At 51.7% G+C, this 21,785-nt stretch carries 21 protein-coding genes; 9 read left to right on the forward strand and 12 right to left on the reverse strand.

Features of this window, described 5'->3' with window-relative positions:
- The first annotated feature begins 51 nt into the window (after positions 1 to 51).
- Complete coding sequence (locus H9644_RS00470) at positions 52 to 1,458, forward strand: glycoside-pentoside-hexuronide (GPH):cation symporter (protein WP_191772662.1); 1,407 nt, start codon at positions 52 to 54, stop codon at positions 1,456 to 1,458.
- Complete coding sequence (locus tag H9644_RS00475) at positions 1,458 to 2,408, forward strand: glycoside hydrolase family 43 protein (protein WP_191772664.1); 951 nt, start codon at positions 1,458 to 1,460, stop codon at positions 2,406 to 2,408. The genes H9644_RS00470 and H9644_RS00475 overlap by 1 nt, the downstream gene beginning before the upstream one ends.
- 29 nt (positions 2,409 to 2,437) lie before the next feature.
- Here H9644_RS00475 and ampE read toward each other — a convergent pair whose 3' ends face one another.
- Positions 2,438 to 3,292 carry a beta-lactamase regulator AmpE gene (gene ampE, locus H9644_RS00480; RefSeq protein WP_191772666.1) on the reverse strand — a complete coding sequence of 285 codons (855 nt, stop codon included), beginning with the start codon at positions 3,290 to 3,292 and terminating at the stop codon, positions 2,438 to 2,440.
- Positions 3,289 to 3,840 carry a 1,6-anhydro-N-acetylmuramyl-L-alanine amidase AmpD gene (gene ampD, locus H9644_RS00485; RefSeq protein WP_191772668.1) on the reverse strand — a complete coding sequence of 184 codons (552 nt, stop codon included), beginning with the start codon at positions 3,838 to 3,840 and terminating at the stop codon, positions 3,289 to 3,291. The genes ampE and ampD overlap by 4 nt, the downstream gene beginning before the upstream one ends.
- Positions 3,841 to 3,927: 87 nt before the next feature.
- Between ampD and nadC the strand changes: the two genes are divergently transcribed.
- The 4 genes from nadC to hofC all read left to right on the forward strand — a co-directional run bounded on the left by nadC (position 3,928) and on the right by hofC (position 8,051).
- Positions 3,928 to 4,821, forward strand: coding sequence for a carboxylating nicotinate-nucleotide diphosphorylase (nadC, locus tag H9644_RS00490; RefSeq protein ID WP_064525146.1), 894 nt, complete (start codon positions 3,928 to 3,930; stop codon positions 4,819 to 4,821).
- 202 nt (positions 4,822 to 5,023) lie between these two features.
- Complete coding sequence (gene ppdD, locus H9644_RS00495) at positions 5,024 to 5,464, forward strand: prepilin peptidase-dependent pilin (RefSeq protein ID WP_064525149.1); 441 nt, start codon at positions 5,024 to 5,026, stop codon at positions 5,462 to 5,464.
- A 9-nt stretch (positions 5,465 to 5,473) separates the two neighbouring features.
- On the forward strand, positions 5,474 to 6,859 hold the full coding sequence (gene gspE / locus H9644_RS00500; RefSeq protein WP_191772670.1) for a type II secretion system protein GspE: 1,386 nt from the start codon (positions 5,474 to 5,476) through the stop codon (positions 6,857 to 6,859).
- Complete coding sequence (gene hofC, locus H9644_RS00505) at positions 6,849 to 8,051, forward strand: protein transport protein HofC (RefSeq protein ID WP_191772673.1); 1,203 nt, start codon at positions 6,849 to 6,851, stop codon at positions 8,049 to 8,051. The genes gspE and hofC overlap by 11 nt, the downstream gene beginning before the upstream one ends.
- A 34-nt stretch (positions 8,052 to 8,085) precedes the next feature.
- Here the strand turns inward: hofC and guaC are convergent, their stop codons facing one another.
- Positions 8,086 to 9,129 (reverse strand): GMP reductase, encoded by a 1,044-nt coding sequence (gene guaC / locus H9644_RS00510; RefSeq protein ID WP_001217354.1) that lies wholly within the window; start codon positions 9,127 to 9,129, stop codon positions 8,086 to 8,088.
- A gap of 224 nt (positions 9,130 to 9,353) precedes the next feature.
- On the opposite strand from guaC, the gene coaE reads away from it, so the two are divergent.
- Genes coaE through yacG form a run of 3 tightly spaced genes read left to right on the forward strand, consistent with a single transcriptional unit; the run spans position 9,354 to position 10,924 of the window.
- Complete coding sequence (gene coaE / locus H9644_RS00520; RefSeq protein ID WP_191772675.1) at positions 9,354 to 9,974, forward strand: dephospho-CoA kinase; 621 nt, start codon at positions 9,354 to 9,356, stop codon at positions 9,972 to 9,974.
- Positions 9,974 to 10,717, forward strand: coding sequence for a cell division protein ZapD (zapD, locus tag H9644_RS00525; protein ID WP_191772677.1), 744 nt, complete (start codon positions 9,974 to 9,976; stop codon positions 10,715 to 10,717). The genes coaE and zapD overlap by 1 nt, the downstream gene beginning before the upstream one ends.
- 9 nt (positions 10,718 to 10,726) lie before the next feature.
- Positions 10,727 to 10,924 carry a DNA gyrase inhibitor YacG gene (yacG, locus tag H9644_RS00530; RefSeq protein ID WP_064525164.1) on the forward strand — a complete coding sequence of 66 codons (198 nt, stop codon included), beginning with the start codon at positions 10,727 to 10,729 and terminating at the stop codon, positions 10,922 to 10,924.
- Positions 10,925 to 11,107: 183 nt separating this feature from the next.
- On the opposite strand, the gene mutT is transcribed toward yacG, so the two are convergent.
- From mutT to murC, 9 genes are all read right to left on the reverse strand, one after another.
- A complete protein-coding gene (gene mutT, locus H9644_RS00535) occupies positions 11,108 to 11,497 on the reverse strand; it encodes an 8-oxo-dGTP diphosphatase MutT (protein ID WP_191772680.1) in 390 nt (129 codons plus the stop codon).
- A 59-nt stretch (positions 11,498 to 11,556) separates the two neighbouring features.
- On the reverse strand, positions 11,557 to 14,262 hold the full coding sequence (secA, locus tag H9644_RS00540; protein ID WP_191772682.1) for a preprotein translocase subunit SecA: 2,706 nt from the start codon (positions 14,260 to 14,262) through the stop codon (positions 11,557 to 11,559).
- A 61-nt stretch (positions 14,263 to 14,323) separates the two neighbouring features.
- Positions 14,324 to 14,836: a secA translation cis-regulator SecM gene (gene secM / locus H9644_RS00545; protein WP_191772684.1), complete on the reverse strand. Its 513-nt coding sequence runs from the start codon at positions 14,834 to 14,836 to the stop codon at positions 14,324 to 14,326.
- A 230-nt stretch (positions 14,837 to 15,066) separates the two neighbouring features.
- Complete coding sequence (gene lpxC, locus H9644_RS00550; protein WP_000595482.1) at positions 15,067 to 15,984, reverse strand: UDP-3-O-acyl-N-acetylglucosamine deacetylase; 918 nt, start codon at positions 15,982 to 15,984, stop codon at positions 15,067 to 15,069.
- 100 nt (positions 15,985 to 16,084) lie between these two features.
- Positions 16,085 to 17,236, reverse strand: a complete 1,152-nt coding sequence (gene ftsZ, locus H9644_RS00555; protein WP_191772686.1) for a cell division protein FtsZ — start codon at positions 17,234 to 17,236, stop codon at positions 16,085 to 16,087.
- Positions 17,237 to 17,296: 60 nt separating this feature from the next.
- Positions 17,297 to 18,559 (reverse strand): cell division protein FtsA, encoded by a 1,263-nt coding sequence (gene ftsA, locus H9644_RS00560; RefSeq protein WP_000588474.1) that lies wholly within the window; start codon positions 18,557 to 18,559, stop codon positions 17,297 to 17,299.
- Positions 18,556 to 19,386 carry a cell division protein FtsQ gene (gene ftsQ / locus H9644_RS00565; protein WP_000075731.1) on the reverse strand — a complete coding sequence of 277 codons (831 nt, stop codon included), beginning with the start codon at positions 19,384 to 19,386 and terminating at the stop codon, positions 18,556 to 18,558. The genes ftsA and ftsQ overlap by 4 nt, the downstream gene beginning before the upstream one ends.
- Before the next feature lies 1 nt (position 19,387).
- A complete protein-coding gene (gene ddlB / locus H9644_RS00570) occupies positions 19,388 to 20,308 on the reverse strand; it encodes a D-alanine--D-alanine ligase (protein WP_130235921.1) in 921 nt (306 codons plus the stop codon).
- Positions 20,301 to 21,776: a UDP-N-acetylmuramate--L-alanine ligase gene (gene murC / locus H9644_RS00575; protein WP_191772688.1), complete on the reverse strand. Its 1,476-nt coding sequence runs from the start codon at positions 21,774 to 21,776 to the stop codon at positions 20,301 to 20,303. The genes ddlB and murC overlap by 8 nt, the downstream gene beginning before the upstream one ends.
- Positions 21,777 to 21,785 lie beyond the last annotated feature (9 nt).

Consider the following 21,785-nt stretch of genomic DNA (forward strand, 5'->3'; position numbering starts at 1 on the left):
TCCCATATCAAGCGAATAATTATCTTCATCACTTGATGGGGAGTCTTCTCTATGAACAGCAGTAAATTATCAGTAAGAGAAAAGATCGGCTATGGGATGGGCGATGCAGGATGCAACATCATCTTTGGTGCTATCATGCTGTTTGTTAACTATTTTTATACGGATATTTTTGGTCTTGCCCCCGCATTGGTTGGCGTATTATTACTTTCGGTACGCGTCATTGATGCCGTAACTGACCCGATTATGGGCGCCATTGCAGACCGGACTCAAAGCAAATATGGTCGTTTTCGCCCCTGGTTGCTGTGGATTGCTTTCCCCTACGCACTGTTTAGCATCCTGATGTTCACCACGCCGGAGTGGAGCTACAGCAGCAAAGTTATCTATGCCTTTGCCACTTATTTCCTGCTCTCCCTGACTTACACCGCCATCAACATTCCTTACTGTTCGTTAGGCGGTGTAATCACTAACGATCCACAAGAACGTGTGGCCTGTCAGTCGTACCGTTTTGTAATGGTAGGGATCGCCACACTTCTGCTCTCGCTGACGCTACTGCCGATGGTGGATCTATTTGGCGGCGATAACAAAGCGAAGGGATATCAACTGGCGATGACCGTACTGGCGATAATCGGCATGTGCATGTTTCTATTTTGTTTTGCCACTGTTCGCGAGCGCATTCGTCCGGCGGTACCCACACATGACGACATGAAGAATGATTTTAAAGATGTCTGGAAAAACGATCAGTGGGTGCGCATTTTGCTGCTCACCTTATGTAACGTCTGCCCAGGATTCATCCGCATGGCAGCAACCATGTACTATGTGACCTGGGTAATGGGAGAGAGTACACAGTTTGCCACACTCTTTATTAGCCTCGGCGTTGTCGGAATGATGATTGGTAGTATGCTGGCGAAAGTGTTAACCGACCGCTGGTGCAAACTGAAAGTCTTCTTCTGGACCAACATCGCGCTGGCCATTTTTTCCTGCACATTTTACCTCTTCGATCCGCACGCCACGGTGATGATTGTGGTGCTTTACTTCCTCCTCAACATTCTGCATCAGATCCCTTCCCCGCTGCACTGGTCACTGATGGCAGACGTCGACGACTACGGCGAATGGAAGACCGGTAAACGTATCACCGGCATCAGCTTCTCCGGTAACCTTTTCTTCCTGAAACTGGGCCTGGCCATTGCCGGGGCGATGGTGGGCTTTCTGCTCTCATGGTACGGCTACGATGCTGGTGCGAAAGCCCAAAGCGCCACGGCGATTAACGGTATTGTGCTGCTCTTTACCGTCATTCCCGGAGTGGGTTATCTGATTACCGCGGGAGTGGTCCGTTTACTAAAAGTAGACCGCGAACTGATGAAACGCATTCAAAGCGATCTGGAAAAACGTCGTACCAATTACCGCGAACTTAATGATTATCAGGAAATAAACGCTGTAGAAACAGTAAGGAAAGCCTAATGCAAGACTGGCCGAATCCGTTTATCGAGCAACGCGCCGATCCCTTTATCCTGCGCGATGGCAACAACTATTACTTTATCGCCTCGGTGCCGGAGTATGACCGGCTGGAAATTCGCCGGGCAAATTCACTCATCGGACTGCGAAGCGCCACTCCTGTCGTGGTGTGGCGTAAACCGCAAAGCGGTCCCATGAGCGAGCTTATCTGGGCACCGGAGCTGCATCATATTGAAGACCGGTGGTATATCTATTTTGCAGCTACCCACACTCAAGCGCTCGACAAACTGGGAATGTTTCAGCACCGGATGTTTGTCCTCGAATGCCGTGATGCCAATCCGCTCACCGGAACGTGGGTTGAAAAAGGGCAAGTTAAAACACCATTTGATACGTTTGCCCTTGATGCCACCACCTTTCACCATCAGGGAAAACAGTGGTATCTATGGGCGCAAAAAGCGCCGGATATCGCAGGGAACTCAAATATTTATCTGGCAGAAATGGAAAACCCATGGACGATTAAAGGCGAGCCGGTGATGTTGAGCAAACCAGAGTATGGCTGGGAATGTCGCGGATTCTGGGTCAATGAAGGTCCGGCTGTTGTGACGCATGGTAACCGACTATTTATTAGTTACTCTGCCAGTGCCACCGATGAGAACTACTGCATGGGGTTATTGTGGATAGACATTGACGCTGACCCGAAAGTGCCAGAGAACTGGCATAAATCGACCCACCCGGTCTTTTCGACCAGCTATGCAAACCAACAGTATGGCCCTGGCCATAATAGCTTTACCCAAACCCCAGACGGTGATGATGTATTGGTCTACCACGCACGTAATTACACCGAAATTGAAGGCGATCCACTTTACGATCCCAACCGTCATACTCGCTTAAAATTAATTCGCTGGGACGAAAATGGGATGCCTGACTTTGGCATCCCACCTGCGGAAACTTACTGATTACATTGCCCGGTGTATATCGCCGGGCACTACACCAACGCCCCGTAAATCGTCAGCAGCGCAATCACTACCACAACCACGAACGAAGTTTTCTTCGCCATTGAAACCGCTGCTTTCGGCGTCTCCACCTTATCGACATGCGGTTCACGCGCCAGAGAAAACTGCGCCAGACGCGTTAGTACCTGGTATTGCGATGTATGGAAATCGGTCAGTGAAGCAAACCAGGCAGGCAACGCTTTCTCACCGTGACCAATCAAGGCATAAACTACGCCCGCAAGGCGAACTGGCACCCAATCCAGTACATGAAGCACGGCGTCAACTCCCGACTGTAAACGATGATGCGGCGTCTGGTAACGCGCCAGCCAGTATTGCCATGCACGCAAAAACGCATACCCCGTCAGGGTAACGGGCCCCCAGGTTCCCCCCACAATCAGCCAGAACAGCGGCGCAAGGTAAAAACGAAAGTTAATCCACAACAGGGCATTTTGCAGTTCACGCAAAAACTCACGCTCATCGCAGCCTGCGGGGACGCCATGAATCATGGTTAACTCGCCAGCCATCGTGGAACGGGCATGGCTATCGTTACGAGAAGCTGCGGTCAGATAAGCATGATAATGGAGACGAACTTTACCTGCGCCAATACACAGTAAACCAAGCAACAGCCACACCACCAGCGTCGGGACGTTGAACAATAACCCATGCAACGCGCGCAACAGTAAAAAGGTCGCCCCCATCGCAATAATGGTCATTCCTAATGTGCGCCCCAGCGAGAAATGTTTCACCCGCCGAAAGAACGCCTCGAGGCGGTGATCGAGCTGCCAGTGCTCGCCCAGCTTAAACAGGCGCTCGAAAATTAACACCAGTAAGGTTGTGAATAGCGTCATGTTGTCTCCTTGCTGACCAGCGCACGAAACCGTGCCCAATCAAATGCAGGACCAGGATCGGTTTTACGATCCGGCGCAATATCGCAATGCCCCGTCATGTTATTAGCGATATCTGGATAGCGATGAATCAGCGCCCGCGTAACCGCCGCCAGTTGCTGATACTGCGCATCGGTATAAGCCAGCGTATCAGTGCCTTCCAGCTCAATCCCAATAGAAAAATCATTACAGCGCTCGCGACCTTGATACTGAGATCCCCCCGCATGCCAGGCGCGTTTATCGAAAGGAACATACTGGACAATTTCACCATCACGGCGAATCAAACAGTGAGCGGAAACGCGTAAATGGGCAATCTCGGCAAAGAAGGGATGTGCCTGCGGATCAATAGTCCCGGTGAATAATGCATCAATCCACGGACCGCCAAACTCGCCTGGCGGCAGGCTAATATTGTGCACCACCAGCAAGGTGGGAGTTTCGTCATCCGGGCGACAATCGTAATGTGGTGAGGGAACGCGGCGCGCGCCGACCAGCCACCCCTGTTCTAACAACATGCAGGATCTCCTTATATGTGGTGCTAATACCCGGTTCAGAGTAGCATGTTTCTACCTTATGATTCGTTAGCTATCTGGAGTTTTAACATGCCGCCTCGCCGCTATAACCCTGACACCCGACGTGACGAGCTGCTGGAACGCATTAATCTCGATATCCCCGGCGCGGTGGCCCAGGCGTTGCGGGAAGATTTAGGCGGAACAGTTGATGCCAACAACGACATTACGGCAAAACTTTTACCGGAAAATTCTCGCTCTCATGCCACGGTGATCACCCGCGAGAATGGCGTATTTTGCGGCAAACGCTGGGTTGAAGAGGTGTTTATTCAACTGGCAGGCGACGATGTCACCATTATCTGGCATGTGGATGACGGTGATGTCATTAACGCCAATCAGCTCCTTTTCGAACTCGAAGGCCCATCCCGCGTGCTGTTAACCGGCGAACGTACTGCACTTAATTTTGTACAAACTCTTTCTGGCGTAGCCAGTAAGGTTCGCCACTATGTTGAATTGCTGGAAGGCACCGACACACAGTTGCTGGATACGCGAAAAACCTTGCCTGGTCTGCGTTCGGCTCTGAAATACGCGGTACTTTGCGGCGGCGGAGCGAATCACCGTCTGGGGCTTTCTGATGCCTTCCTGATCAAAGAAAACCATATTATTGCCTCCGGCTCAGTGCGCCAGGCGGTCGAAAAAGCGTCCTGGCTGCATCCAGATGCGCCCGTAGAAGTTGAAGTAGAGAATCTGGAAGAACTTGATGAAGCCCTGAAAGCAGGTGCCGATATCATCATGCTGGATAACTTCGACACAGAACAGATGCGCAAAGCAGTTAAACGCACCAACGGCAAGGCGCTGCTGGAAGTGTCTGGCAACGTCACCGACAAAACGCTGCGCGAATTTGCCGAAACAGGCGTGGACTTTATCTCCGTCGGCGCGCTGACCAAGCACGTGCAGGCACTCGACCTTTCAATGCGTTTTCGCTAACTGCTGACAGACTTATCCGCTCTGTAACGGGGCGGATATTCTTCCCTTCCCTCCTTTCTTCGTAACGCCTCGCAAATTTTCTGTCTTTTGCTGCAACGTAATAAAAAACATCTGAAGCCGCCTTCCCGTTTCGTTTTTTGCCCCTCGCCTGTGCTGATGGCGTTTGCCAAAGTAGCGCTAACCAAATCAAGGAGCGAAACAGATGGACAAGCAACGCGGTTTTACACTTATCGAACTGATGGTGGTTATTGGCATCATTGCCATTTTAAGCGCCATTGGCATTCCGGCTTATCAGAACTACCTGCGCAAAGCCGCTCTCACCGACATGCTACAAACCTTTGTGCCTTACCGCACCGCCATAGAGTTATGCGCACTGGAACATGGCGGACTGGACACCTGCGACGGCGGCAGCAATGGCATCCCCTCGCCCACCACTACCCGCTATGTTTCTGCTATGAGCGTGGCAAAGGGAGTAGTGTCGCTGACCGGGCAAGAGAGCCTCAATGGTTTAAGCGTCATCATGACGCCCGGTTGGGATAACGCTAACGGTGTCACCGGCTGGACGCGTAACTGCAATATTCAAAGTGACAGCGCATTGCAGCAAGCCTGCGAAGACGTCTTCCGCTTTGATGACGCCAACTAAGGAGCGGCAATGAATATTTCACAGCTCACCGCCCTGTGTCTGCGTTACCAGGGGGTCTTACTGGATGCCAGCGAAGAAGTGGTTCATGTTGCGGTGGTCGACGCCCCCTCACATGAGTTGCTGGATGCATTGTATTTCGCTACCACTAAACGTATTGAGATTACCTGCTGGACGCGCCAACAAATGGAAGGTCACGCCAGTCGCTCACAACAGACATTGCCCGTGGCCGTTCACGATAAGCATCAGCCCAAAGCAGAGTTGCTGACTCATACGTTGCAATCTGCACTGGAACAACGCGCATCTGATATTCATATCGAACCAGCGGACAATAGCTATCGCATCCGCTTGCGTATCGACGGCGTGCTGCATCCTTTACCTGATATTTCACTGGATGCCGGGGTCGCTTTAACCGCCAGGTTAAAAGTGCTGGGAAGCCTGGATATTGCAGAACATCGCCTGCCGCAAGACGGGCAATTCACTGTCGAACTGACGGGGAACGCCGTCTCATTTCGCATTGCTACCTTGCCATGTCGCGGCGGTGAAAAGGTAGTATTACGGTTGTTACAGCAGGTGGACCAGGCGCTGAATGTCAACACGCTGGGGATGCAACCGTCACAACTGACGGACTTTACCCACGCCTTGCAGCAACCACAGGGGCTGGTGCTGGTAACAGGCCCAACCGGAAGCGGCAAAACAGTCACGCTGTATAGCGCCCTGCAAACGCTGAATACCGCTGATATTAATATTTGCAGCGTGGAAGATCCGGTTGAGATCCCCATCGCCGGGATAAACCAGACGCAAATCCATCCGCGTGCCGGTCTTACCTTTCAGGGCGTTTTGCGTGCGTTATTGCGCCAGGACCCCGACGTCATCATGATCGGAGAGATCCGCGATGGCGAAACGGCAGAAATCGCCATTAAAGCCGCACAAACGGGTCATCTGGTATTGTCCACGCTACACACCAACTCCACCTGCGAAACACTGGTACGTTTACAGCAAATGGGCGTTGCCCGCTGGATGCTCTCGTCGGCCCTCACTCTGGTAATAGCCCAGCGTCTGGTACGTAAACTTTGCCCGCATTGTCGCCAACGGCAAGAGGAACCGATTCGTCTTCCAGACAATATATGGTCATCTCCGCTGTCCCGCTGGCAGGCACCAGGTTGTGAACATTGCTACCACGGTTTTTATGGTCGTACCGCCCTGTTTGAAGTTCTGCCCATTACGCCAGCCATACGCCAGCTTATTTCCTCTAATGCTGAAGTTGGATCGCTGGAAACACACGCCAAGCGGACAGGGATGCGCACACTTTTTGAAAACGGCTGCCTGGCCGTGGAACAGGGCTTAACCACCTTTGAAGAGTTAATCCGCGTGTTGGGGATGCCGCATGGCGAATAAGCAACTCTGGCGATGGCATGGCATAACTCGTGACGGCAACGCGCAAGATGGGATGCAATGGTCAGAGAGTCGCGCTTTGCTACTTTTGGATCTACAGCAGCAAAGGGTTACCCCACTGCACCTGAAGCGAGTCAATATCAGTTCTGCACAGTGGCGCGGAGATAAAAGCGCGGAAGTCATTCATCAACTGGCGACGCTACTTAAAGCCGGGTTAACGCTTTCTGAAGGGCTGGCACTGCTGGCTGAACAGCATCCAAGTAAGCAATGGCAGGCATTGTTGCAATCGCTGGCTCACGATCTCGAACAGGGCGTGGCCTTTTCCAGTGCCTTATTGCCCTGGTCAGAGGTTTTTCCGCCACTTTACCAGTCGATGATCCGCACGGGGGAAATGACCGGTAAGCTGGATGAATGCTGCTTTGAACTGGCGCGTCAGCAAAAAGCCCAGCGCCAGTTGGCCGACAAAGTGAAATCAGCGTTGCGTTACCCCATTATCATTTTAACGATGGCGATAATGGTCGTTGTGGCAATGCTGCATTTTGTTCTGCCTGAATTTGCCGCTATCTATAAAACCTTTAACACACCGCTACCTGCACTAACGCAGGGGATCATGACGCTGGCAGACTTTAGTGGCGAATGGGGCTGGCTGTTGATAGTGCTCGGCTTTCTGTTGGCGATAGCCAACAAGCTGCTGATGCGTCGCCCAACCTGGCTTATTGCGCGGCAGAAATGGTTATTACGCATCCCGATTATGGGAGCCCTGATGCGGGGACAAAAACTCACGCAGATCTTTACGATTCTGGCACTGACACAAAGTGCGGGGATTACTTTTTTGCAGGGGGTTGAGAGCGTCAGAGAGACGATACGCTGCCCGTACTGGGCGCAACTTCTGACACAAATTCAGCATGATATCAGTAACGGTCAGCCCATCTGGCTGGCGCTAAAAAATGCAGGGGAGTTTAGCTCGCTCTGTTTGCAGTTAGTGAGAACAGGAGAGACATCCGGGTCGCTGGATCTCATGCTGGAGAATCTTGCCCATCATCATCGGGATAACACGCTGGCCCTGGCAGATAACCTTGCCGCCTTACTGGAACCAGCGTTGCTGGTCATTACCGGAGGAATTATCGGTACGTTAGTAGTGGCAATGTATCTGCCAATTTTCCATCTGGGCGATGCGATGAGTGGGGCGGGATAATGCTGGCGTGTTGCTCCACGCCAGCATTGGGAGATTACAGGTTATTGAAGATGCGGTTTTCTTGTTCCAGTACGCGGATAAACGTGGTGCGCTTGGTCAACTCTTTCAGGCGTGAAGCCCCAACGTAAGTGCAGGCTGAACGCAGGCCGCCTAAAATATCACGCGCGGTATTTTCAACCGGACCGCGCAGAGGCAGCTTAACGGTTTTACCTTCTGCTGCGCGATATTCCGCAACGCCGCCAACGTGACGTTTCATCGCAGACTCGGAGCTCATACCGTAGAACAGCATAAATTTCTCGCCGTTCTCTTCAACAATACGGCCGCCGCTCTCTTCGTGACCCGCCAGCATTCCGCCCAGCATTACGAAATCGGCACCGCCACCAAAAGCTTTAGCCACATCGCCCGGTGTGGTACAACCGCCATCGCTGACGATCATCCCGCCCAGACCGTGCGCGGCATCGGCACATTCGATCACCGCAGAAAGCTGCGGATAACCGACGCCCGTTTTCACGCGAGTTGTACAAACAGAGCCAGGGCCAATGCCAACTTTAACGATATCGGCACCGGAGAGGATAAGCTCCTCACACATTTCGCCAGTTACCACATTACCTGCACAAATGGTTTTGGTCGGCCACGCTTCACGTGCCTTCGCAACAAACTGCACGAAGTGCTCAGAATATCCATTCGCAACATCAATACAAACGAAGTTTAACGCCGGATTCAGGTCGAGAATTTGTTTAGTTTTTTCGAAATCCGCATCAGACGTGCCAGTAGAAACCATCACATGTTTCAGCACATCAGCGGAAGAATTGTTGATAAACGCTTGCCACTCTTCAACAGAGTAATGTTTATGTACAGCGGTCAGAATATCGAAAGAAGCCAGTGCCGTAGCCATAGTAAAAGTGCCTACGGTGTCCATATTTGCGGCGATAATCGGCACGCCGGACCAGCTTTGACCTGAATGTTTGAAGGTGAATTGACGTTCCAGTTCAACATCGGAACGGCTTTTAAGAGTAGAGCGTTTAGGGCGGATGAGGACGTCTTTAAAACCTAACTTCAGATCTTCTTCGATACGCATGTGCAGATTCCTGGGGTTAATGGCTATAAGGGTAAGAGCGCAACTCCAGTGACGCTATCATACGCACTAATCGATATGGCGCAAGACTGCGAAATTGTCTTTTTTTACGCTACAATCCCATAAATTTACCTGGTAAATAGTGGGCGAACGTTTCATCAATTTCGCTTTCGCGCGCTCTTTATTAACATTTTGATAATCATGATGAATTCCCAGGAATATAGATTATGAGGTATACAGTTGCCTTAACAGGCGGCATTGGCAGTGGCAAGAGTACCGTTGCAAATGCATTTGCTGACCTCGGAATTAATGTCATTGATGCCGATATTATTGCGCGTCAGGTGGTTGAACCAGGTACACCTGCACTGCGTGCCATTGCTGAACACTTTGGCGCTGACATTATTGCTGCTGATGGAACATTGCAACGTCGCACCTTGCGCGAACGGATCTTCGCCCATCCGGAAGAGAAAAACTGGCTTAATGCCCTGCTGCATCCTCTGATTCAGCAGGAGACGCAACGCCAGATCCAGCAATCAACTTCACCTTATGTACTGTGGGTTGTGCCATTGCTGGTTGAAAATTCGCTGCATAAAAAAGCGAATCGTGTACTGGTGGTGGATGTCAGCCCAGAAACTCAGCTTATGCGCACTATGCAACGTGATGATGTCACTCGCGAGCATGTCGAACAAATTCTTGCTGCCCAGGCAACGCGCGAAGCCCGTCTTGCGGTGGCAGATGACGTCATTGATAATAACGGCACACCGAATGCTATTGCATCAGATGTTGCCCGCCTGCACGCACACTATATGCAACTCGCGTCGCAGTTTGTCTCACAGGAAAAACCTTAATGCAGACCCAGGTCCTTTTTGAACATCCGCTAAATGAAAAAATGCGTACATGGCTGCGCATTGAGTTTTTAATTCAACAACTCACCGTAAATTTGCCTATTGCCAACTACGCTGGTGCTCTGCATTTCTTCCGTAATGTTAGTGAATTGCTGGATGTATTCGAGCGTGGAGAAGTTCGTACCGAGCTCTTGAAAGAGCTGGAACGTCAACAGCGTAAACTCCAGACCTGGATTGGTGTGCCTGGCGTGGACCAAAGCCGTATTGAAGCATTAATTCAGCAGTTGAAGGCCGCAGGTAGCGTGCTGATTTCCGCGCCGCGTATCGGGCAATTTCTGCGTGAAGACAGGATGATAGCCCTGGTGCGCCAGCGTCTGAGCATTCCCGGCGGTTGTTGCAGCTTTGATTTACCTACGTTGCATATCTGGTTGCATTTACCCCAGTCGCAGCGCGACAGTCAGGTAGAAACCTGGATTGCCAGCCTGAGCCCGCTGACACAGGCACTTACAATGGTGTTAGATTTGATTCGTCAGTCGGCACCGTTCCGCAAACTGACCAGTCTGAACGGTTTTTATCAGGATAATGGCGAAGACGCCGATTTGTTACGCCTGAATCTGGCGCTCGATTCACAGCTTTATCCGCAAATTTCCGGTCATAAGAGCCGTTTTGCCATTCGCTTTATGCCGCTGGACAGTGAAAATGGACAAGTACCGGAACGTCTGGATTTCGAACTGGCCTGTTGCTAAGGAGTAAAAATGTCTGAAACTATTACGGTGAGTTGCCCAACCTGCGGGAAAACGGTGGTGTGGGGTGAAGTCAGCCCATTTCGGCCATTTTGTTCCAAACGCTGCCAGTTGATTGACCTCGGAGAATGGGCTGCTGAAGAGAAACGAATCCCCAGCAGTGGCGATCTTTCTGAGTCCGATGACTGGAGCGAAGAGCCAAAGCAGTGACATTTGTCTGATGTCGCATCAGGCATCGTGTGTAAATGTCGGATGCGGCGTAAACGCCTTATCCGACCTACAAAACCCAATTTATCAATGAGTTAGAAAACTACCCAGGCCTGATAAAACGCGCCAGCGTCGCATCAGGCAGCTTGTGCAAATGTCGGATGCGGCGTAAACGCCTTATCCGACTTAAAGACGTCGAAGCTTCGCAATTACCGGTTCATTGGCTGGCGGAAAATCTTCTGCATTGAGGCTGGTCAGCGCCATCCACTCACCGGGCTGCCCCTCTTTCCCCCACGGTTCCCCTTCCCAGCACTCGACCAGCCAGAACCACAGTGTGATATGCCTGTCAGAGAACTGATACTCCAGCTTTTCAAACAGCGAAAAACGTTGTGGAGTAACTCCGACTTCTTCCTGAAGCTCCCGCACCATCGCTTGTTCTGCCGTTTCTCCCGTTTCTATTTTACCGCCCGGAAACTCCAGCTTATTTGCCATGTGCGCATCTGCGGCGCGACGGGTTATAAAGATTTCGTTGTTTTCGTTGCGAATAATACCTACCGCGATTTGCAGTTTTTTCATTGTCTTAAGCCTATAAAAAAGGCGCAGAATCCTGCGCCTTTTATTTCAACAATTAGCTTTTATTGCAGGCGACCATGGCACTGCTTGTATTTTTTACCAGAACCGCACGGGCAAGGATCGTTACGTCCAACTTTACGGTCGCCGGTTTGCGCTGCCAACGCACCTGCGGCTGCAGCGTCGTCATCCTGATGACTAAGCTGCTGCATTTGCGCTAAACGTTCAGCTTCCATACGACGCTGCTGCTCAAGCTCTTCAACTTCTTCCGGCATGCGTACTTGTACTTTGCTCAACGTGCTGATGACTTCATATTTCAACGATTCCAGCATCGCCGCAAACATGGAGAACGATTCACGTTTGTATTCCTGCTTCGGATCTTTCTGCGCGTAGCCACGCAGGTGGATACCCTGGCGCAGATAGTCCATCGCCGCCAGATGCTCTTTCCACAGGGAGTCAAGCGTTTGCAGCATCACTCCTTTCTCGAAGTGACGCATCATCTCAGCACCAACCACTTCTTCTTTACGCTGATACACTTCGATGGACTGCTCCAGGATACGCTCACGCAGCGTCTCTTCATGCAGTTCCGGCTCTTTGTCCAGCCACTCGGCAATCGGCAAATCAAGATCGAAGTCGTTTTTCAAACGCTCTTGCAAACCTGGAATATCCCACATTTCTTCCAGTGACTGTGGCGGAATGTAGGCATCGATGGTCGCTTTGAACACATCTTCACGAATGCTGTTGATGGTTTCACTCACATCGCTGACATCCAGCAGTTCGTTACGCTGGGAGTAAATGGCGCGACGCTGATCGTTAGCGACGTCATCGTATTCCAGCAGCTGTTTACGAATGTCGAAGTTACGGCTTTCAACTTTACGCTGGGCGTTGGCGATCGCTTTGGTTACCCACGGGTGCTCAATGGCTTCGCCTGGTTTCATACCCAGCTTACGCATCATGCCGGACACACGGTCAGAGGCAAAAATACGCATCAGCGCATCTTCCATCGACAGGTAAAAACGGGAAGAACCGGCATCCCCCTGACGACCAGAACGGCCGCGCAGCTGGTTATCGATACGACGAGATTCGTGACGCTCAGTACCGATGATATGCAAGCCACCTGCCGCCAGTACCGCGTCGTGACGCACCTGCCAGTCGGCTTTAATTTTTTCAATTTGCTCTGCGGTCGGGTTTTCCAGCGCGGCAACTTCCGCCTGCCAGCTACCACCAAGCACAATGTCAGTACCACGACCCGCCATGTTGGTCGCGATGGTCACCGCAGCCGGATAGCCTGCCTGAGCAACGATTGCCGCTTCGTTGGCGTGGAATTTAGCATTCAGAACGTTGTGTTTGATACCAGCTTTGGTCAGCTCGTTTGATACCAGTTCCGATTTCTCGATAGAAATAGTACCAACCAGCACTGGCTGACCTTTCGCGGTACACTCTTTAATATCTTCAATGATCGCCTGAATTTTTTCCGCTTCGGTCATGTAGACCAGATCTGGCAGATCTTTACGAATCATCGGGCGGTTGGTCGGAACGACTACAGTATCCAGCTTGTAGATGGAACTGAACTCGAAGGCTTCGGTATCAGCAGTACCGGTCATCCCCGCCAGTTTTTCATACAGACGGAAGTAGTTCTGGAAGGTGATCGAAGCCAGCGTTTGGTTTTCGTTCTGGATCTGCACACCTTCTTTCGCTTCCACAGCCTGGTGCAGACCATCGGACCAGCGACGCCCCTGCATGGTACGACCGGTATGTTCGTCAACGATGATAACTTCGCCATCTTTAACGATGTAATCGACGTCGCGGGTAAACAGCGCGTGAGCACGCAGCGCCGCCGTTACGTGGTGCATCAGCATAATATTGGCCGGAGAGTACAGCGACTCACCTTCATCCATAATGCCTTCTTTCACCAGCAGCTCTTCAATAAGTACCAGACCACGTTCGGTCAGGTTCACCTGGCGAGATTTTTCATCCACCGAGAAGTGCCCTTCGCCCTGGAAGGTTTCGGAGTCTTCTTTTTCCTGACGGATCAGGTGCGGAATGATTTTATTTACGCGCTTATACATTTCCGAGCTGTCTTCTGCCGGGCCAGAAATGATCAGCGGTGTACGCGCTTCATCGATCAGGATGGAGTCCACTTCGTCCACCAGCGCATAGTGCAGTTTACGCTGTACACGTTCTTCAGGGCTGAACGCCATGTTGTCGCGAAGGTAGTCAAAGCCGTATTCGTTGTTCGTACCGTAAGTGATGTCAGCCGCGTAAGCTTCACGCTTTGCCGGTGCTGGCATGCCCGGCAGGTTAATGCCGACGGTCAAGCCGAGGAATTCAAACAGCGGACGGTTGTTTTCGGCGTCACGTTGCGCCAGGTAATCGTTGACGGTAACAACGTGTACGCCTTTACCGGTTAATGCGTTCAGGTAAGCAGGCAGCGTTGCGGTCAGGGTTTTACCTTCACCTGTGCGCATTTCCGCAATGCAACGTTCATTAAGAACCATACCGCCGAGCAGCTGTACGTCGAAGTGACGCATGCCAAAAACACGCTTACTGGCTTCACGCACAACAGCGAAGGCTTCCGGGATCAAGTTTTCCAGCACTTCGCCTTTTTCCAGACGCGCGCGGAACTCTGCCGTCTTCCCTTTCAGTTCTTCGTCGGAGAGTTTTTCCATCTCCGGTTCCATGGCATTGATAATGTTGACGACTTTGCGCATCCGGCGCAGGGTACGATCGTTACGACTACCGAAAACTTTAGTTAATAATTTGATTAGCATAATAAAATCTCAAACGCCCCGCATTACGGAGTAAATAAAATGAAGTAAAGGTTTATTGTTGTTAGCTGAAGCGTTGAGGGCCTGCACGGATGCCTTGCGCCAGACTTATCCAGACGGGCATGCTGAAGTTTGCTTGCGGGGTAAAATTCGCATAATCAATGCGATAACCATTTTCAGACGGCTTGCCTTCCTGAGTCAGCAGCGCACTGAGCGTATCCAGTAAAGCAAGATGTTGCGCCTGAAGCGGTATAGATTCCTCGGCAACGGGCAGCGTTTGCGGTGCCATTGCGAAGGAGAGATGACGGATTACCGTGCGTATTGCGTGCTGATGCCAGTAATCAACGGAATAGTTTGAGTTCGGGCGGCGCGTGTTCGCTTCCAGCAAAGCCAACTGACTAAAGTTAACTTTGGCGGAAGGCTCGTGATTGCGCGTTGTCGCTTTTGCGGGCGCGTTTGGCTCGGCGGCGTTGCAGAGCGCAGGCAAACCTAAACTCGCCGCGACCATCCCTAATAAGAGATGCGGCCAGAAGTAGCGTCTACCTAACTGTCGCCAGCGCGTCAGTATTCCACTCACGTTATTGCCATCCCGATCGTATTCAACGTTTTTAGCGCACAAATCTTATCATTAAAGCCAGAAGTCCACAGCAGTATTCAAGATAAGTAACACGTAAAAGTGCTTAAGAAAACAGCGTTCGCACCGATTTCTTACGACGCTGTAAAAACTCAAAAAAAAACGACTGGTTCACCTGGCCGGAGAGAGTGCCAGATTTGCCAGTCGAATTTTATACGACAGTATAGATGTCGTTATGCCAGTACGGCTGAAGGCGCTTTGAAGGCCAACGGCAGTTCTGCGTCGTCCTGGAAGGTCACATATTCCCAGGCTTCCTGTTTTGCCAGGACAGCCTGCAACAGTTTGTTATTCAGTGCATGACCGGATTTATAAGCGGTAAATGCACCGATAATGTTGTGACCACACATGAACAAATCACCGATCGCGTCGAGCATTTTGTGACGCACAAACTCGTCTTCAAAACGCAGGCCGTCTTCGTTCAGTACGCGATAATCGTCAACAACGATGGCACAATCGAAGCTGCCGCCCAGGCACAGGCCACGGGACTGCAGATATTCGATATCACGCATGAAACCAAACGTACGCGCACGGCTGATCTGGCGCATAAACGCATCAGCAGAGAAGTTCATCGCATAGCGTTGATTGCTGGAATCGATAGCCGGATGGTTGAAATCGATGGTGAAGTCCAGCGAAAAACCATTGTACGGCTTGAATTCGGCCCACTTATCGCCATCTTCGACGCGAACAGTCTCTTTGATGCGAACAAATTTCTTGGCGCAGTTCAGCTCGTCGATACCAGCATCAAGCAGCAGGTAAACAAACGGAGCGGCACTGCCGTCCATGATTGGGATTTCCGGCGCGTTAACTTCGATAACAATGTTATCGATGCCTAAGCCCGCGAGCGCTGCGTTCAGGTGCTCAACGGTTGAAATCCGTACATCATGCTCGTTGACCAGACACGTACAGAGCATGGTATCACGCACAGATTTGGCATCGGCCGGGAAATCTACCGGTGGATTCAAGTCGGTGCGACGATAGATGACCCCGGTGTTGGCCGGCGCAGGTCGTAAGGTCAGGGTGACTTTCTTGCCGGTATGTAAACCGACACCCGTCGCCTGAACGATACGTTTAAGTGTCCTTTGTTTGATCATCGTATTATCTCGCCAAATTATCTATCCAACCGAAGTGTACTATACATTCGGCAGGCCAGTTTAGCACAAAGAGCCTCGCAACCCAAATTCCAGCTAATTCTTAGTCAGCTTGCTTACGCAGGAATGCCGGGATATCCAGATAATCCGGCTCTTTCACGGTTTGTGGCGTATTGTCGTTCACCACTTTGGCCACAGGCTTCTGCTCTTGCGTCAGCGGCGCCATACCATGCTGCTGGTAGCGATCCATCACTGGCTGTTGAACTTGCTTATTGGTCACCAGGGTAATTTCAGGACGTTTGTCCATGCCAATGCCCGTCGCAACCACAGTTACACGCAGTTCGTCGTTCATATCCGGGTCAAGAGAAGTACCGATAACCACGGTCGCGTTGTCCGAAGCAAATGCACGGATGGTGTTACCTACGGTTTCGAACTCATCCAGACGCAGGTCGAAGCCCGCAGTGATGTTAACCAGCACACCGCGCGCGCCAGACAGGTCGATATCTTCCAGCAGTGGAGAAGAAATAGCCATTTCAGCCGCTTCTTCCGCACGGTCTTCACCGCTCGCCACGCCAGAACCCATCATTGCGTAGCCCATTTCAGACATCACAGTACGTACGTCTGCAAAGTCCACGTTCATCAGACCCGGACGAGTAATCAGTTCGGCGATACCCTGAACAGCGCCTTTCAGCACATCGTTAGCTGCGCCAAACGCGTCAAGCAGAGAGATACCGCGGCCCAGAACTTTCAGCAGTTTGTCGTTCGGGATTGTGATCAGTGAGTCCACATGTTTGGACAATTCAGTGATCCCCTGCTCCGCAAATGCCATGCGCTTCTTGCCTTCAAAGTTGAAAGGCTTGGTCACGACAGCAACGGTCAGAATACCTAAATCTTTAGCCACTTCAGCAACAACCGGCGCAGCACCTGTACCGGTGCCACCGCCCATGCCTGCTGCAATAAAGACCATGTCTGCACCTTCCAGCGCCACACGCAGTGCATCACGATCCTCATCAGCCGCATTACGGCCAACTTCTGGATTAGCGCCAGCTCCCAGTCCTTTGGTGATACCACTACCGATCTGAATCGTCTGCCCAACCGCTGTTTTACGCAGCGCCTGTGCATCGGTATTTACCGCGAAAAATTCAACACCTTCAATGCGCTCACGCACCATGTGTTCAACAGCATTACCGCCGCCGCCGCCGACGCCGATGACTTTAATCACCGCGTCGTTGGTAAGTTCCATTGGTTCAAACATAGTTTCTCTCCGATATGTGCCTGTCGCCTGAGGCCGTAATCACCGCCGGCCTCATAAAAATTAAAATTCTTTTCGCAGCCAACTATTGAGTCGCTTGATCCACGAGCCAACAGATGCTGTAACACGTTTTTCAACTTCCGCTTCACCGTTAAGATGTGACTCTTTCCCGTAATGAAGCAATCCCACCGCCGTTGAATAATACGGCTCCTGAGCGTAATCCGTTAACCCGGTGATATTCAGCGGCGCGCCGATACGCACCTGCGTATGAAACACGCGTTGAGCGCAGGCGGCAAGACCTTCGATCTGCGCCGCGCCACCGGTTAATACAATACCCGCAGCCAGGTGGTGCTTTACGCCTTGTTGGCGAAGCTTTTCCTGCAGCTGCAATATCTCTTCGTTGACCAGGTTGAGCAGCTCGGTATAGCGCGGCTCAATCACCTCCGCCAGCGTCTGACGTTGCAGACTACGCGGCGGACGACCACCTACGCTCGGCACTTCCACGCTCTCGTCTTTACCGACGATGGAACCCAGCGCGCAGCCATGACGAACTTTAATCGCTTCGGCGTCGCTTGGCGGTGTGCCAAAGGCATAAGCGATATCACTGGTCACGACATTGCCAGCATAAGGAATTACCTTGGTGTGACGCAATGCCCCGCCGGTATAAACGGCGATATCCATTGTACCACCACCGATATCGACGACGCAGACGCCCAGTTCACGTTCGTCTTCCGTCAATACCGAATAACTTGATGCCAGTCCGGCAAATATCAGTTGGTCAACTTTCAGGCCACAACGTTCAACGGCTTTCACAATGTTTTTTGCCATATCGTTGTGACATGTGATCAGGTGCACTTTTGCCTGCATCCGCACGCCAGAAAGCCCCACCGGATTTTTGATCCCTTCCTGATAGTCAATCGCATACTCTTGCGGGATCACATGCAGCACACGATGTTCATCACGCACGCGCACCGATTTCGCGGTATGGACGACATTTTCTACATCTTCTTGTGTCACTTCTTCTTCAGAAATAGGCACCATACCAATTTCATTCTGGCAGCTGATGTGCTTACCAGAAAGCGCCAGATATACCGAAGAGATCTGACAATCTGCCATCAATTCTGCCTGGTCAATGGCGCGCTGTACGCACTTGACCACGGATTCGAGGTCGTTCACCCCGCCTTTATCCATACCACGTGACGGGCAGCTGCCCACACCAATGATATTGACCATACCGTCGGGCAGAACTTCCCCTACTAAAGCGGCAACCTTCGCGGTACCAATCTCCAGTCCTACTACCAGTTTTCTGTCCGTCGCCTTGATCATTGTTGTTCTGCCTGTGCCTGATTTTGTTGCTGAGTAGATTCCTCTGGCGGCAAGGGCGCCCAGCCAACTGCCGCACCAGAGTCATAACGCAAATCAACGTAGCTAATCCGTTTGCCATCGGTTTGCGCCTGCTGCTGTAAAACCGGATAAAGTTCTACAAAGCGAGCCAAACGTTTCATCGTATCGCCCCGGCCAAGATTGAGCTTAATATCGTTATTCAGCGTCAACTGCCAGGAACGCCGCGCGGTCATCGCCGCTTCCTTCAGAGTAAATCTGTCCTTTGCCAGCATCTGCCCCATTTCGCGATAGCCCTGCAGCACTTCATTTGCGCTGCCTTCCGGACCATACAACATAGGGAGCACCTGCTTGCTGGTGCGATCTGGCGGCACGCTGAAGGTGTTTCCTTCAGCGTCAACCATATGCTGATCATTCCAACGCGCAATCGGCACATATTCAACCAGATGAATCTTCAATTCATCAGGCCACTGCTTTCTGACGCTCACCTGCTTAATCCACGGCAGGCGTTGTTCAATTTGCGTCTGGATGATGTTTACATCCTGGGTCATAAAGGTACCTGGCTCACCCAATGCCAGGATCGACTGCCGGATATCGTCATTACGCGTGTAATGGCGTTCACCGGTCAACACCAGCTTTGAGAGCGGCAGGCGTTGTGCATCTTCCATCCAGCCCAACACGACCCAGCCGCTCACCAACACTGTCGTTAAAACGGTCAGCAGGAAAAGGATCCCCGCCAGACGCGTTCCATTATTGCGGTGAGAAGAAATCTCTTCTTCACTGTTTCGCGTGTTCAGAGCAGCCTGCGACATATTAGTCCGCCAGTTCCAGAATTCGTACTACCAACTGCGAGAAGCTCATACCCGCCTGACGTGCCGCCATCGGCACCAGACTGTGACTGGTCATACCCGGTGAGGTATTAGCTTCCAGCAGATAAAACTGTCCATCGCTGTCCAGCATGACGTCTATACGCCCCCATCCTTTGCATCCTAAAGTCGTCCATGCTTTCAGCACTAATGCCTGCAAATTTGCCTCTTGAGCCGCTTCTAAACCTGCCGGGCAGAAATACTGTGTCTCATCAGAGAGATACTTCGCCTCATAATCATAGAAGGTTCCAGCGGGTTGAATACGTATTGACGGTAAAATTTCTTCACCGAGTATCGCAACCGTGAACTCCGGCCCACTTAGCCATTTTTCAATCAATACTTCTTCATCGTGCTGAAATGCCAATCTTAATGCATCTTGTAGAGCATTTTCTGCTACTACTTTTGACATTCCAACACTGGAACCTTCGCGGCTCGGCTTGACGATAAGCGGCAAACCTAAGGCAGAAATTTCTGCTAACTGCTTATCACTAAGGCCTTTTTCAAACTCTGCGCGGGTTAACGCTACCCACGGCGCTACCGGTAAACCAGCGCCCTGCCAAAGCAGTTTGCTGCGTAGTTTATCCATTGAAAGCGCAGATGCCATCACTCCACTGCCGGTATAAGGCAAGCCCATCAGCTCGAGCATACCCTGCAGCGTACCATCTTCACCACCGCGACCGTGCAGAGCGATAAACACTTTCTGAAATCCCATCGACTTCAGTTGCGTTACGTCGATTTCTTTCGGGTCGACAGGATACGCGTCAATACCGCCTTCACGCAGCCCAGCTAACACTGCCGCGCCAGAATTCAGAGAAACTTCCCGCTCTGCGGAGGTCCCGCCCAACAGGACCGCGATTTTATCAGTCATGTTGCTCTTCCTCCGGAGTTTGCGGCTTCAGTTTGATTTCAGCTAAAGATCGGGCAATTTTTCCGATATTTCCTGCCCCCTGAACGAGGATCAGGTCGTTACCGGTTAATACTGGTGCTAGCATCTCGGCCACCTGCGCCGGGTCCGGCACCAGAATCGGATCAATTTTCCCACGGCCACGGATTGTACGACACAATGAACGACTGTCCGCTCCCGGAATAGGTGCTTCGCCCGCCGGATACACTTCCAGCATCAGCAGGGTATCCACCTGAGTCAGCACATTGGCAAAATCGTCATACAGGTCGCGCGTACGGGTGAAACGGTGCGGCTGAAACAGCATCACCAGGTTTTTATCCGGCCAACCTGCACGCGCCGCTTTAATAGTGGCGTCCACTTCGGTCGGATGGTGACCGTAGTCATCGACCAGCATTGCCGTACCGCTTTTACCGTTCACGGGTTCCAATGGAAATTCACCAAGGAAATCAAAGCGGCGCCCGGTCCCCTGGAAGCTCTCCAGCGCACGCAAAATAGCCTCGTCTTCAATCCCCTCTTCCGTGGCGACCGCAACGGCAGCGGCAGCGTTCAGGGCATTGTGACGACCTGGCGCATTCAGTGTAACGCGCATTGGCTCTTTGTCCTGACGCAGCAGCGTAAAGTGTCCCTGCGGGCCAATCTGCTGATAATCTTCTACGCGCACGTCGGCATCTTCGCTGAAACCGTAAGTAGTGGTCTGACGGCCTACACGCGGTAACAATTCGCGAATTACCGGATCGTCAACACACATCACTGCACGACCGTAAAACGGCAGGTTGTGCAGAAAATTAATAAAGGTCTGTTTTAAATTCTCAAAGTCGCCCTGGTAGGTATCCATATGGTCGGCTTCGATATTGGTGACAATCGCCACCATGGGTTGCAGATGCAGGAACGACGCATCGCTTTCATCCGCTTCAGCAATCAGGTAACGACCATGTCCTAAACGTGCATGAACGCCCGCCGCTTTTACCAGCCCACCGTTAACGAAGGTTGGATCGAGGCCAGCTTCTGCGTAGATGCTGGAAACCATCGCGGTAGTCGTGGTTTTGCCATGCGTCCCGGCGATGGCGATGCCATGACGAAAACGCATTAACTCAGCCAGCATTTCAGCACGACGAATAACCGGGATACGAGCTTCATGAGCAGCAACAATTTCCGGGTTATCGGCAGAAATCGCGCTGGAAACAACGACCACACTGGCATCACGCACGTTTTCCGGGCGATGGTTGAAGTAAATCGTCGCTCCCAGATTCGTTAACTGTTGCGTGACCGGGTTTGGCGCTAAATCGGAACCACTGATCTGATACCCTTCATTGGCCAGAACTTCGGCAATACCGCCCATACCGGCACCACCGATGCCGACAAAGTGTATGTGCCGAACGCGACGCATTCCAGGCACGATGGAACGCAGTTTTGCCAATTGTTGTGTATTCATTCTTTACGC

Source organism: Escherichia whittamii (genome assembly GCF_014836715.1).
GTDB lineage: Bacteria > Pseudomonadota > Gammaproteobacteria > Enterobacterales > Enterobacteriaceae > Escherichia > Escherichia whittamii.